The 13222-nt window shown below is 66.6% G+C and carries 11 protein-coding genes and 1 pseudogene; all 12 read right to left on the bottom strand.

Features of this window, described 5'->3' with window-relative positions:
* Positions 1-56: 56 nt before the first annotated feature.
* The 12 genes and pseudogenes from OG767_RS00240 to OG767_RS00185 all read right to left on the bottom strand — a co-directional run bounded on the left by OG767_RS00240 (position 57) and on the right by OG767_RS00185 (position 12935).
* Positions 57-1832: a non-ribosomal peptide synthetase gene (locus tag OG767_RS00240; protein WP_405091651.1), complete on the bottom strand. Its 1776-nt coding sequence runs from the start codon at positions 1830-1832 to the stop codon at positions 57-59.
* A 56-nt stretch (positions 1833-1888) separates the two neighbouring features.
* A complete protein-coding gene (locus OG767_RS00235) occupies positions 1889-2122 on the bottom strand; it encodes an MbtH family protein (RefSeq protein WP_405091650.1) in 234 nt (77 codons plus the stop codon).
* Between the two features lie 93 nt (positions 2123-2215).
* Positions 2216-4153 (bottom strand): RiPP maturation radical SAM C-methyltransferase, encoded by a 1938-nt coding sequence (locus OG767_RS00230; RefSeq protein ID WP_405091649.1) that lies wholly within the window; start codon positions 4151-4153, stop codon positions 2216-2218.
* A gap of 47 nt (positions 4154-4200) precedes the next feature.
* Complete coding sequence (locus OG767_RS00225) at positions 4201-4950, bottom strand: thioesterase II family protein (protein WP_405091648.1); 750 nt, start codon at positions 4948-4950, stop codon at positions 4201-4203.
* Positions 4951-5005: 55 nt separating this feature from the next.
* Positions 5006-5743 carry a thioesterase II family protein gene (locus tag OG767_RS00220; RefSeq protein ID WP_405091647.1) on the bottom strand — a complete coding sequence of 246 codons (738 nt, stop codon included), beginning with the start codon at positions 5741-5743 and terminating at the stop codon, positions 5006-5008.
* 25 nt (positions 5744-5768) lie between these two features.
* Positions 5769-7028 carry a cytochrome P450 gene (locus tag OG767_RS00215; RefSeq protein WP_405091646.1) on the bottom strand — a complete coding sequence of 420 codons (1260 nt, stop codon included), beginning with the start codon at positions 7026-7028 and terminating at the stop codon, positions 5769-5771.
* The gene (locus OG767_RS00210; RefSeq protein ID WP_405094093.1) at positions 7025-8824 is read right to left on the bottom strand and encodes an amino acid adenylation domain-containing protein; all 1800 of its coding nucleotides are present in this window, start codon (positions 8822-8824) and stop codon (positions 7025-7027) included. Before OG767_RS00210 ends, OG767_RS00215 begins: the two co-directional genes overlap by 4 nt.
* A gap of 72 nt (positions 8825-8896) precedes the next feature.
* A pseudogene (locus OG767_RS00205) lies at positions 8897-9037 on the bottom strand (MbtH family protein); the annotation flags it as partial.
* A gap of 103 nt (positions 9038-9140) precedes the next feature.
* Positions 9141-9503, bottom strand: a complete 363-nt coding sequence (locus tag OG767_RS00200) for a hypothetical protein (RefSeq protein ID WP_405091645.1) — start codon at positions 9501-9503, stop codon at positions 9141-9143.
* 104 nt (positions 9504-9607) lie between these two features.
* The gene (locus OG767_RS00195) at positions 9608-9874 is read right to left on the bottom strand and encodes a phosphopantetheine-binding protein (RefSeq protein ID WP_405091644.1); all 267 of its coding nucleotides are present in this window, start codon (positions 9872-9874) and stop codon (positions 9608-9610) included.
* Between the two features lie 209 nt (positions 9875-10083).
* The gene (locus tag OG767_RS00190) at positions 10084-11580 is read right to left on the bottom strand and encodes an FAD/NAD(P)-binding protein (RefSeq protein ID WP_405091643.1); all 1497 of its coding nucleotides are present in this window, start codon (positions 11578-11580) and stop codon (positions 10084-10086) included.
* Between the two features lie 101 nt (positions 11581-11681).
* Positions 11682-12935 carry an MFS transporter gene (locus tag OG767_RS00185; protein ID WP_405091642.1) on the bottom strand — a complete coding sequence of 418 codons (1254 nt, stop codon included), beginning with the start codon at positions 12933-12935 and terminating at the stop codon, positions 11682-11684.
* Positions 12936-13222: the final 287 nt, after the last annotated feature.

The raw sequence follows: 13222 nt of genomic DNA, 5'->3' as shown, positions 1-13222 counted from the left end.
GACCGGGGCGCGCTCACCAAGAATTTCAGTCGGTCATGCCATTCGATCTTGGTGATTCAGTGGGCTGGGATGGTAGCGCCGAGTTCGCTCAGTGCTACAGCGACTTCCCGTACCGTCGGGTGGCGGTAGAGGCGGACCATGGGAAAGGACGGGGCGTACTCCCGCAGCCGCGCGAGCACGCGGACGGCGAGCATGGAAGTGCCGCCCAGGCCGAAGAGAGTGTCGTCCGGCCGAGGTAATTCTACCTCCAGGACCTCGGCATAGATTTCGGCTACCAGGCGCTCCACGGGATCGGCGGGAACGGTGGCCGGGACGGTGGCGGTCAAGTCGCCGGTCGAGGCCAGGAGTTCGGACGCCTGAGCGTGGTCGATCTTCCCGCGGGTGGTACGCGGCAGTTCCGCGACGCGGCGCAGTCGCTTGGGGACGACCGGAGCGGCGAGCAGACCACGTAAGTGGGTGAGCAGCTGCGCCTCGTCCAGGTCAGTGACGTCAGTGGTCCACAGGAGGCCGATCACCGGGTCGGTCGGCTCACCGAGAGGCACGGCCACTGCCCCGGTGACGCCGGGCAGAGCGAGAGCAGCCGCGACGATCTCGGCCGGCTCGATACGGATGCCACGGACCTTCAGCTGCCCGTCAGCCCGGCCGACAAACCACAGTTCGCCGCTCGCGTCAAGTAGACCGAGATCCCCGGTGAGGTACATACGTGTGCCGTGGCCGGCCGGATCGGGGATCCAGCGTTCGGCTGTACGCCGCGGGTCGCGTAGATAGCCCAACGTGACGCAGGGTCCTGAGAAGGCGACCTCTCCGACTTCGCCGACTGCCACGGGAGTTCCGGTCGCATCCAGGATGTGCACCACCACACCGGGTAGAGGGCGGCCGAGTGACGGAGCCGTGTTCGTAGGAGCGATGGGCCCGGTCCAGGTGACCACCACCGTGCCCTCGGTGGGACCGTACGCGTTGTGGACAGGCCAGGACCGCGTTCGCCCGGGCGGGACCCGCCACAGTCGGTCTCCTCCGGTGAGCAGCGCACGCAGGGTGACCGGAGGGTCGTACTTACGCATCAGCTCGGCCGCGAGCGGGGTCACGAGGAACATACCGCTGATCTCGTGCTGGTCCAGCCAGGTGATGAGCCGGGCAGGGTCGAGACGGATCGCGTCCTCGACGACGTACAGCGTTGCACCCGCGCCGAGGGTCGACCAGACGTCCCACATGGCTGCGTCGAAGCCCATGTCGGAGGCCCAGCCGATCCGATCGCCGGGTCTGGTGCCGAAGTGGTCGGCGTGGGCTGCAACGAGATTGCCGAGGCCCTCATGGCGCACGACCACGCCGCGCGGAGTGCCAGTGGTGCCCGAGGTGTAGATGACGGCGGCCCAGTCCGCGGGCGTGGGGACGCTCAGCTCCACCGGAGCGACCTCGACCGATGCTACGTCCACGGAGACCATCGGAAGCCCCCACTCCGCAGCAAGCTTCTCGCCTTCCTGGTCGGTGATGAGGCAGGTCGGTCTCGCGTCCTTGACGATCAGACGGAGCCGGTCGTCAGGATCACGTGGTTCCAGCGAAAGATGTGCGGCGCCGGCACGCTGGACGCCGACGGCGGCGACCACAGCCGCCGCGCCACGGGGGAGGAGGACAGCGACGATCGGCGCGGAGTCCCGATCCCCGGCGTACTGAGGAAGCAGTGAGGAGGCCAGGGCGGCCGAGGCAGCATCGAGCTGACCGTAGGTGAGTATCCCACCGTCCTCCACCACGGCCGGGGCATCGCGCCGGGCCGCGGCGTGTGCGAGGAAACGGGAGACGACATCGGCGTCGGTCGGGTCGCTGCCTGAGGGCACCGCAGGCCTCCTTGGAGTGCAGTAGGTCGGGGGGTGAGACAAGGGCGAAAGTCCGCTCAGGGCTGCATGGACACCGATGTCGAACCGGTCGGGAGCGTCGAAGCCGTCCCGGCATTTCGCGGCCGGATGTCCGTCCAGATCTGCTCGATGTGGTCCAGGCACGCTTCGCGGGTACGGGGTTCTCCCACGGCTCGCCAGCCGTCCGGCAGCTCTCGTCCGGCGGTCCAGATCGAGTACTGCTCTTGGACGTTGACGATCACGATGTGTGTGGAAGCAGTGGCATCCGTCATCGTTCGGCCTTCTCAGTGATTATTGGTCGTCGCGCGATCAGTGAAGTTCTCCTCTGTACGCGGCTGTCACCGCCGCGTTGGTCTTCCGCGCGGCTACGGCTGGCTCGGCCGTTGAACGACCGTCAGCGGCAACTGCCGAAGCTCGGCCGCCGGTGCGGGACCTGACTCGTCGCCCGGCTCGAACTCACCCAGAACGAGCCCGAGCATCCGGCCGTCCTCGGTGAACAGCATTCCCTTCTCGCGCAGCCAGGCCAGCCGACGGTCGAGGTCGTCCGCCCCGCCGGACCATCCCTTGATCAGCTGGTCTCGGCGGACCGGCGACGTCAGCCGATGCAACAGGTCGCGCGTCGCGGCGTCGACCCGGTGCGTGACCAGCTTGTCGAACCGCGAGTCGCGGACCATCCAGCCATCCGGTCCGTCCTCGACCAGCCGCAGTTCGCGGGTGGTCGTCCGACCGTCGTGCCCCTGCCATGCCTCCCGCCATCGCGCCACCAGGTCCCTTAGGGCGTCGTGGTGCTCTGCCGAGTGGATCTGGTACGGGGACAGGCTGTGGTCGGCGAAGAAGTAGGCAAGGTCCGCGAGGTCTTCGCCATCAAACGGGTAGATGAGCCCGTAGTAATCCATCGGATACAGGTCCAGGCCGTATTCATCACGGCGGTTGAAATACGGGCTGAACCGGTCGAAGCGCACCAGGTACACGCCGTGCGGTGGCGGCAGGTGGCTGAGCAGCTGCAGGTCCTGCCGGTACTTTTCATACACCGAAGCGGGCTCGCCCGGGAAGCCGATCAGCAGGTTCCAATCCGGCTCGATGCCGTACTCCACGCAGTTCTTGAGGAATTGCAGGTTCTGGAAGACGGTGGTGCCCTTGCCCATTAGTTTCAGCGTCGAGGTGGCCAGGGCTTCGATGCCTGGCTGGACAATGTTGACGCCGGCCGCGGCCATGGTGGCCATGTCGCTACGACTCAGCGGCAGCTTGACCTCGTAGTAGATGGAAACGTCCGGCGGCGTGCTGAGCCGGGAAAGGACTTCCCGGGGATAATGGCGCGGTAGGATGTTGTCCGTGCAGTAGAAGGTGGAGCACTGGGATGCGTAACCGAATAGCCACTTGAACTGTTCCACGGCCTTCTCTGAATCCATGGAGCGGTAATTCATGCTCTGCCCGTTGAGTCCGCAGAACGTGCAGTGCGAACGCTCTCCCCACCAGCAACCGCGGGATGTCTCGAAGAAGAGGATCGGTCCGGCCGGGTTCGCCTCCGTGAGCCTCGGGTACTCCGCCAGCGCGGCGAAGAAACTGTCGTAGTCCGGGAACAGGACGTCATCGATGTCGTGATCGGTGCCGATGGCCTTACGGAAGCGTGGATCCCTGCAATTACGCCGGGACAGAATTCCCGGAATCCCATCGGCTTCGTCCAGCCGGCCGTCCACCCGGTATTTCATGAAGGTCACGAGTGTGTCGAGCGACGGACCGGAGAAGACGTAGTCGAGCGCGGGCACCCTCTCCGCGATGACCGCGCCCATCGGCACCTCGCAGTTCGCACCGCCCATGATGGTGACGATGTCGGGGTTGCGTTCCTTGATCAGCCGCGCCATCGCGATGTTGGCCCCGTTCTGGGCGAACATCGAGGTGAACCCCACCACGTCGGCTTCGGTCAGCCGGTGACGGTCAATCAGGTCGAGACACATATCACGCAGTCCCGCCCGGCGTTCGCGAATGAGATCGCGGAACTCGACCCACTCGTCGCCCCGATAGAACCGGCGGAAGTACTTGTCCGAGTTGTCGGCGGCATCCGGAAAGGCAATCTCCCTGAACAGCCAGTCACCAACCCCAGTGTGCAAGTGCTCCAGCTTCTCCGTGATCGATTCATAGGCCGACCTGCCGAGATACTCTGCGAAGTCCAGGTTCAGGTAGTGCACATCGACCGAGACGTCGGAACCCAACTCACGTCGTATGACGGTCGAGAGCTGGCCCAGTGCGAAAGAAGGGCGGTTCCAGGCGGCGAAGGGCATGTTCACCAGCGCTAGACGCAGCATTGAAGCTCCTTATGATTCAGCTGTATAGGGGTCTTTGCGTCCAGCCATCAGTCCAGGGTCGGCAGTTCCGCGGCGAATGTCTCCAAGAGTTCCACCGGTCCGCTGATGAAATGCTGGTGCGGGCCGTCGAGGAGCACGAAACGCGTTTCCCCGCAGGCCGCCCACCCGCCCATCTGCCGATGGTCGACCTCGTGGTCCTCGCTCCACCCGATCGTGATGATCAGCGTCGCCAGCCGCTGTGGATTCGGCATGACGTACCGCTTGTTGGCCGCGATGTCCGCTTCGAGGATGTCCAGATAGACATCACTGAGCTCGGCGACAGGGACGCCGCCCATCGCGATGGTCAGCGTGTCCAGCTCGTCGTTCAGCTCCGACCGGCTCATCTCGAGCCAGCGCCCGGCCGGTCCGTCCTGCGGCGCGACCTGCGACGAGATGAACAGAGCACTCGGCGTCGGCCAGCCGCGCCGCTCGATCTCCGCGGTCGCCTCGTACGCCGCGAGGGCGGAACCGCAGTGACCGAAGAAGCCGTAGGGGACGTCGAGGTGCGGCTCGACGGCGTCAGCCAGCGCGACCGCCATCTCCTGGTAGGTGGCGAAGATAGGCTCTCTGAAACGGTTCTCCCGGCCCGGCGGTTGCAGGCGACAGATGTCGATTCCCCGATAGGAGTCCGGCCACCGCCGGTACATGAGCGCGCCGCAGCCGGAATAGGGTATGCAGAACAGGCGCGCTGACACCTCGGCCAGTGGAGCCCGCAGAAACCACTTGTTCGGGGGCCGACCCACGTTGATTCCGCTCACTGGGCCACCACCTTTGTATCGGAACCACTCGTCTGGGTCATTGACGCGGGGCAGCTCATCGCAGGTCCTTCGATACGGCGTCGATCACGAATCGCGTCGCGTCCGCGTCGGGGAAGTGCCCGCCGTCCAGGATGTTCATGACGAACGGACCGGTGGTCTCCTTGCCCCACGGCTCCTGCTGCTGCGGCGAGGACTCCTCGTCGGCAGCGCCGGCGAAGGCTGTGATGGGGATGTCGAGCAGCACGTCGGGCTGATACGTGTGCGTACTGAGCACGGTCAGGTCAGCGCGCAGGGTGGCCACGATTTCACCCAACAGCTCGGGGTCGTCGAGGAATTGGGCCGGGGTGCCTCCCAGCGTCCTCATGTACTGCACCAGGCCCTCGTCCGGACCGTTCCAGCCGCGCACCTCACGATCAAGGCTCGGCGCCGAGCTGGCCGAGACGTACAGCGCGCGCAGCATCGGCAGCCCTCTCTCGCGTAGGGCATGGGCGAGAGACCAGCCGACCCGCGCGCCCATGCTCGCTCCGAACAGGGCGACCGGCTTGTCCAGCAATGGCTCTACGGCGTCGACGAGGCCGTCGACCAGGTCGTCCATGGAGTGGTACGGCTGCTCGTCGATCCGGTCGGCACGACCGGGCAGTTGGACCGCGATCGGGTCGACCCACGGTGGCAGCAACCGCCGCCACGCACGGAACATCGCCGCGTTGCCGCCCGCGTGGTGCAGACACAGCAGCGTGGTCGCCCCGGCTGCCGGCCTTCCGAAACGCTTGAACCAGCGACGTCCGTCGGACATGGAGCTCCTTGCCTCTCGGTGATCGTCAGAGGGGGCGTGCCGATATCGGCAAGTGCTTGTAACCCGATACGAACGTCGAGCGCATCCTTTCCGGGGCGCCGGCGGGCTCGAACCGGTGGTACGAGGTCAGTAACTCCTCGAAGAGGATCTTCAGGGTGGCGCGGGCAAGGGTGTGGCCGACGCAGTAGTGCGGGCCCATGCCGAAGGAGAGGTGCCGGTTCGGCTTGCGCCGCAGCTGGAACTCGTCGGGATCGGGGAACGCGTCCCCGTCCCGGTTCGCCGATCCGAACCAGATGACCAGGGGGTCGCCCTCCTTGACGATGGTGCCCCGCACCTCGACGTCCCGGGTCGCATGGCGCATGAAGTAGTTCACGGGCGCGGCGAGCCGCAGGGCCTCCTCGACCGCCGACCCCGTGACGCTGATGTCGGCGGCCCACTCGTCGAGCAGCCCGTTCCCGAGGTGCTCCGACATGACGTAGTTGGGCGAGTGCGGAGTCGTCACCGACGCCCCGAGCAGTACGCTGTAGCAGTTGGACATGACCTCGCCGGGCGCCATCGGCCGACCGTCCACCTGGGTGGTCATCAGCACGCTGATGAGGTCATCGCCGAGCTTGCGCTTCCGCTCGCGGTAGATCTCCTGGAAGTATGCGAACAGCTCCCGGTGCGCGCCGTCCACCGTCGCCACCGCGTTGCCGGAGCCGGCGTCGAGGTAGTCGGGATCGTGGCCTGCGATCGAGGCGTTGAGCAGGTGGCACAGCCGCGGCCAGTCCGCCCGGGGCAGGTCCATGGCGACCCCGGCCACCGCCACGGGAAGCATGAGCATGGCCTGGGCGAAGTCGAAGGTGCCGCCGTCGCCCAGCGGCGCGAACAGCTCGCGCACCAGAGTCCGGATCTCCGCGTGCTGCGCTTCGACGGACCTGGGCGTGAGCGCCTTCTGCAGGCGCGCGCGCATCCCGGTGTGCCGGGGTGGGTCGGTCACCGGGATCTGTCGGCCGCCCGCGGGGTCCTGGGTGCCCAGGGTGTCGAGCATGGTGCCCCGCTCGGACGTGAACGTCTCGTGGTCGCGCAGAACCCGGTCGGCGTCCTCGTACTTGACCACGGACCAGAAGCCGCGTCGTTCGTCCACCTGCTGCCAGGTCAGTCGGTCGAGACCGCGCAGGTGGGCCCAGGTGGCGCGGTAGTCGCCGTCGCTGAACAGCATGGGGTCGGCGACGCCGTACGCCGCCGTATGGCTCACCGGGCACTTGCCTACCAGCCGGGCGGGTGTCTCGTGGACATCGGTCATCTTCGTAGCCCCTGTCCGGCCTCGGCGGCGGAGCTGTCCAGCCGGCGCGAGAGCTCTTCGGCCAAAGCCTCGATTGTGGGATTGAGAAACAACGTGCGGGCGGACATGGCCACCTTGAACTGGCTTTCCAGCGCGGCCAGCAGCTCGGCCGCGAGCAGTGAATGCCCGCCCAGCGCGAAGAAGTCGTCGGTGATGCCGATCGACTCGATCTCCAAGGCGTCGCTCCAGATCTCCGCCAGCTTGCGCTGGAGATCGGTGGCGGGCTTGACGTAATCGTTCCAGACGTTGCGCGGCATCCGGGCCGCGGGCAGGGCCGAGCGGTCGACCTTGCCGTTTCGGTTCAGCGGGATGTCCGCGACCGGGAAGATGCCCCAGGGGACGAGGTGCGCGGGCAAGGTCTTGTGCAGGTAGTCGCGCAGTTCGTTGCCCAGGGTCTTCGCCTCGTCCGCCGGCAGCTCGCCGACGGCGACGGTGGCGACGAGCCGGGCGTCGCCCGCCCCGTCGGTGTGGGCGCGCACCACGGCCCGCTGCACCTTCGGATGGGTCAGCAGCTCCATCTCCACAGTGCTCGGCTCGACGCGGTAGCCCCGAATCTTGAGCTGCCGGTCGGCACGGCCCAGGAAGTTGAGGTCGCCGGTGTCGTCGGTGACCACGAGATCGCCGGTACGGTACATCCGGGCGCCGGGCCGGGCTGGATCGACGTCGGCGACGAACCTCTCCGCGGTCGCCACCGGCCTGCGCAGGTAGCCGATGGCCACGCCGGCCCCGCCGACCCAGAGTTCGCCGACCTCGCCCGGCTTCACCGGCCGGAGCGCTTCGTCGAGGACCATTGTCGTGGTGCCCTCGACGGACCGCCCGATCGGCACCCGAGAACCGCTGGGCGGTGTACGCGACGTCCAGCAGGTCGAGAACACCGTGTTCTCGGTTGGGCCGTACCCGTTGGTGAAGACCAGGTGCGGGTAGGTCTCCATGAGCCGCCGGACGTGCATCGGCGACAGGACGTCTCCGCCGGCCAGGAGGTGGCGGATCCCGCCGAGGCCGTCGAGATGATGGTCGACGATCTTGTGGAAGAGTCCGGTGGTGAGCCACAGGACGGTCACGCCCTCGTTCTGCACTGTGGCGATGAGCTCAGCGAAGTCGGCGTGACCCGAGCCCGCCAGCGCGAGCCGGTTGCCGCGCACCAGCGGGGTCCAGATCTCGAAGGTGGAGACGTCGAACCCGACGCGGGTGAGCTGGAGGAAGACGTCCTCGGGCCAGACGTCGATCCACCCGGGCTGGTCGATCAGCCGGAAGACTGCCCGGTGCGGCACCACCACACCCTTGGGTTCACCGGTGGATCCAGAGGTGTAGCAGACGTACATGGGAGTGTCTGCCGTGATCGGAGTCTCGTCGGCCGGCTCCGGCGCGTACCGGTCGGCACTCTCGTCATCGGCGTACAAGACCTGGCCGATCTCCGGGACCGCGTCCGCGGTCTCGCGGCTGACGACCGTGAACCGGGCGGCGGAGTCCGCCACGATCCGACGCCGCAGGTCGGCCGGCTCAGTTGGGTCGAGGTACAGGTACGCCCCACCGGCCTTGAGGACGGCCAGCAGCGTCGTGATGAGCGGCAGCGACCGGCCGAGGACGACGGCGACGACGGATCCGCCCCCGACGCCCGCCGATCGCAGTCGGGCGGCCAGCGACTCGGCGTGCGTGTCCAGCTCTTCGTAGGTCAGTACGGCGCCCTCGTGGCTGACCGCCACGGCGCGGGGCGTACGCGCGGCCTGCTCGGAGACCAGGTCGTGAATCAGCGCCACCGGGTCGCGCTCAGGCGCGGCACCCCGGGCGCTCGCCGGCCGGATGTCGGTCCAGGTCGACTCGATGAACGTATGACACTCGTCGCGAGAGCCCGCCTCCCGCGCCCCCCGCCAGCCAGACGGGCATGCTGTCTTCGCCGGCCACAGTGAGTACTGCTCCTCATCATTGACCAGGACCACATACGTGCCATTGGGGTTATCGAACTCATTCAAGTCGGGAGATCTTTCTCTGTCAGTCCTGATGTGGCCAAAGGGTCAGCGCACGGAGTGCGTCCGACCGGAAGGGTGAATCCCGGCCTCGGTCGGGTGGCGATCATCATCGGCCGCAGATACAGGCTTTTGCCGTCGCCGTCCGGCACCCAACGGCGATCCTGCCGAGGCGTCGAACCGGGCGGCGTTGCGTTCCGGCCGGAAGAGGGCGATGGTGCCGCCTTTCTGGCGGTACGCCTTCATCCCTTCGAAGATCTCCTGCCCGTGGTGGAAGACCGACGCCGACGGCGGCAGGAAAAGGGGCTGGGAAGGCCTTGACCCATCCGTCGTGCCATCCACGCTCTTCGTCCCAGCGCAGGGTGATCATGTGAACCGTGAACACCTGACCGAACTTGGCGGCGGCAACAACCGTTCGGCGCTCTTCATCCGGCAGCGGGTTCTTGTTTGGACCGATCTCGAAGTCGACCATGGCTATTGCCCTCATCCAGTTTCTCGCGTGGACCGCTCCGCGAACCCGATAAGCCCGAGCCGAGATCCCCAGCGTCGCTCTGACCGCCGAGGCACCCGATTGCCCTACCGACCGCCCTGCAGCATGGCCATCTCCGCCTCCAGTTCGCGCGGTGTCGAGAATTCGAACACCAGCCTTATCGGCGGCCGGCAACCCGAAAGTGACTCGTAACACAGCAACAGCTTGGGAATCAGCATGGAATGACCACCCCCCTCAAAGAAGTCGGTGTCATCGTCGACCTCAGTGGAGTTGAGGACCTCGCGAAACGCCTGGAGCCAGTGCGAGTCAGAAGATTCCCCATCGTCGGGCCGGGGCATACTGACAGCGGACATGAGACCTCCCGGGTGATGCGCGTCGGAGGGGCCGGAAACAAAGCTCATGCTTAAGGGCTGAGGTTAGTTCACCCACTGGGAACGCGCGTACTGACACCGGGCAGGGTCGATTCAGAGTGCCGGACTCCGGATGGTGTTCCGCCAGGTGGTGCAGCCGGTTTGCCCCGGTGCGGTAGGAGCACCTTGCTCTCTTTTCACCCCGCCGAAATTTAGGGCTCGTGCCTCCGCGCGCCGGAGCGGGCGGTAGCCGCGACGTGGTCGGCGACCATTTCCGCGCGCCGAGTGATCATGCCAAGCGAGCTGGTGTAGTACAGGCAGCCGGCGGCGAGCTGTCCCAGGACGAACACGGGGACGGGGGCAGACGAGTCCGCCGGGATCAGCCGGTTGTCGGCGGTGTCGATGGTGAGCCCGCCGAACGGGTCGTACTGCCCTAGGCCGGCCTCGACCACCGAAGCGCACAGCGCGGAGGCTGCGGTGGGCGGGGCGGCCATGTTGTTCTTGGCCGAATTGATGAGTGTGTCAGTCGTGAAGCTCGTCTCCCGTGCGGTCACGGTGAAGCCGTCGATGGTCGCCGTCACGTTCTTCACGCCGCCGATCACCCTCAGCTGACCTGATCGGATGGTCGAGAGCAGCCGAGTGGCAGTCGCCATCGGCATGGGGTGCAGCAGGCTCTGGAAAACATGGTGGTAGTGGCGGAGGAACATGTGGCGCTCCGCGTCCGACCAGCGCGACCACACGAGTTCGATCACATCGTTGGCGGCATTGATGAGCAGGGGATGCCACACCTCTCCACGCTCGGCCAGGTCCACGTGACGGGTGAGACGGTCGGCAGGGGCCTCGGTGGGATCGACTTCCCGGTGGAGAATTTCGGGCGCGATGCCGTGTGTTTCCAGCTCGGCGTTCATCAGGCGGAGCACCGCGGCTAGCGAAAGCCCTCCAGGGGCGGCGGCGGCCTCAAGCACGGCAACTTCGGTGAGGACAGACGCGGAGAGTTGGCGGTAGCGCTGGCGGACCCCGGGCAACAGGCCCCGGCGCGACGCCATCGTGATGGGCCCGCGATGGTCCTGTTGGAGCAAGGCCAGCACAACATCCACCGCGGTCAGGCCGGTCCCCAGCACCGTCACGTGCTCGTGCGGCTCGATCGTCTCGACCGTGACACGCAGCGGATAGGGATTGTCGATGAAGCGCGGACTGCCTGCCAATCCGTATGCATCCGCCGGCGCGTTGGTGCCCACGCATAGAGCGACACCGTCGTATTCGCGTGTGCGGCCATCGGCTGCGGTCAAGCGCACGCGCTCGCCGTCAGTGCCGAGCGACAGGTGGACGACGCTGTGGGGAATTACCTCAATCGGCCGGCCGCTGGCTCGCCAGGCCTCTTCGATTCGCTTGAATGAATCGGTAATGTAGTCGCCGAAGAGGTGGCGCGGGGCAAAGGAGCCAGAGCGGGAGTGTTCGCGCGCCCGTGGGTCATGATGCCGGCTCAGCCATTGCTGGAAATGCCTGGGTTCGGCTCGCCGGATCGACATGAACTCGATTTCCCCATTCAAGAGGGATGAGCTCAGGTCAGGGCGGTAGGCGTTGCCGTGGCCGATTTCCTTTTTCGGCTCGTAGATGGTCAGGTCGAGTTCCCGCGTCAAACCCCGTCGGGTAAGGGCGTCGGCCAGGCTCACGCCGGTAGCGCCACCGCCAATGACTGCGAATTCCATTGCTTCCTCTATCTGACAAGAGACCTGCAGACCTGTTTCCGTCGGGAGCGGGGGATGTGTCGAGGCACTGGTGCAGCTGGGGTGCTGACGTGGCCGAAGCGCTATGCGTGCTGACCAGAGGGAACGTCGTCGGAGGCATTCCCGGCCATCATCCAGCGGAGCGAACGTTCGGCAGCGCGGGCCACGAACGGAGTGACGACGGCGGCGAGGACGACGATGGCGGCGATGGTGAACCAGCCCGTCCGCTCCCAATTCATCGCGAGGAAAGTGTAGACGGCCGGCGCCCACACGCTACCAATCGTCTGGCCGACCTGGTCTATGCCCATGTACTCGCCGCGTCGGGCGGGATCGGACAAGCGCTGGGTGAATCCCCAGCTCGCCGCCGCCTGGAACAGCTCAGCACCGGTCAGTACAACGTGCGCCACCCAGACCAGGACGATGGTCAGCCATTCGATGGTGCCGTCCGTGAACGCGATGAGCACACACGAGGCGACAAAGCAGGCTGCGCTCCGGTACGTCGCCCGAACAGCGCCCGACTCGGTGTCGGTGCCGCGGGCGGCCAGGGACTGCAGGGACACCGCCATAAAGGTATTGGTCGCGAGCAGTCCGGCCAGGAGCACCCGAGGTGCGTTGGTCTCCTGCACCAGCCATAGCGGAACGACCACGGAGAGGACTACCTGGTTCGTCGACAGCACGCCGCTCAGGACGGAGAGGGTGAAGAACGGACGATTGACCAGGGCGCCAACCCACCTCCGAGATTCACGCGCGGCCGATGGTGCCGGCGCCGGTTTGGGCAGCTCGGGCAGTCGGCGAATCACTGTCGCGTTGACCAGCAGTACCACCCCGATGAACACGGGGAGCAACCGGATCGCCGTGTCGCTTCCGGTGGCCAGGGCCAAGCCGCCCAGCCCCGCGCCGGCGGTGAAGCCGGCGTTCAACGCACTTCGGTTGTAGGCAAGCCCCGCGACCCGCTCCTCGTCGGAATAGAGGTTGAGCACGTACCCGCCGTAACCCACACCCCCGGCTGCCTTGCACACTCCGATGGCCATGACGATCGCCAGGAAGGAGGCGAATCCGGAAGCCAACGGGTAGGCCATGAAGCAGACAGCTTCCACAAGGGATGCCAGGCCCCAGACCTTCTTCGCGCTGATCCGGTCGCTGGCCCGGCCCAATGGCACCGCGGCGAGGAACGTGGTGATGCCGGCGATCGTCAGGCCCAGGCCGACCGCGGAGGCGGAGAGACCAATGATTTTGGTGAAGAAGACGGCGTTGATGGTCAGGTAGCTGCCGGAGCCCAGCCCGTAGAGCAGCGCCTGTGTGCTGACCCGCCCAACTGTCCGCGACGGCGGGGCCATTCGCCGTAGCAGACGAGCGAACGCGCTGCCGGCACCGGGCAGGGGAGTATTGGGGGAAGGGCGCGGCATGCGCACAGATTATGTTTGCGGCGTGTGTGCGCCTCCTGACATCCGCCAGGGTCGGCTGGCGGCCGGGACCTGTCCCATGTCAGGAGCCGTGCGCCAGCCGCTCGGCTAACGTGGACGCATGCCGCACCGCATGGCACGCGCCGTTGGCGGTCGCGGGCCGGGTCAGTGCCCAGCCACTGGTCCATGGAGTCGGCAGCGGTAGCTTCCTGAGCGCGAGG

The organism is Micromonospora sp. NBC_01392, assembly GCF_045040125.1.
Lineage (GTDB): Bacteria > Actinomycetota > Actinomycetes > Mycobacteriales > Micromonosporaceae > Micromonospora.
The sequence above is the reverse complement of the archived record's forward strand: the minus strand, read 5'-3'. Positions and strand labels throughout refer to the sequence as shown.

Coding starts and splice junctions, on each gene's coding strand:
- OG767_RS00215 (WP_405091646.1), bottom strand. CDS start 7,028: ATGACCGATGTCCACGAGACACCCGCCCGGCTGGTAGGCAAGTGCCCG.
- OG767_RS00200 (WP_405091645.1), bottom strand. CDS start 9,503: ATGGTCGACTTCGAGATCGGTCCAAACAAGAACCCGCTGCCGGATGAA.
- OG767_RS00185 (WP_405091642.1), bottom strand. CDS start 12,935: ATGGCCCCGCCGTCGCGGACAGTTGGGCGGGTCAGCACACAGGCGCTG.
- OG767_RS00190 (WP_405091643.1), bottom strand. CDS start 11,580: ATGGAATTCGCAGTCATTGGCGGTGGCGCTACCGGCGTGAGCCTGGCC.
- OG767_RS00195 (WP_405091644.1), bottom strand. CDS start 9,874: ATGTCCGCTGTCAGTATGCCCCGGCCCGACGATGGGGAATCTTCTGAC.
- OG767_RS00220 (WP_405091647.1), bottom strand. CDS start 5,743: ATGTCCGACGGACGTCGCTGGTTCAAGCGTTTCGGAAGGCCGGCAGCC.
- OG767_RS00235 (WP_405091650.1), bottom strand. CDS start 2,122: ATGACGGATGCCACTGCTTCCACACACATCGTGATCGTCAACGTCCAA.
- OG767_RS00230 (WP_405091649.1), bottom strand. CDS start 4,153: ATGCTGCGTCTAGCGCTGGTGAACATGCCCTTCGCCGCCTGGAACCGC.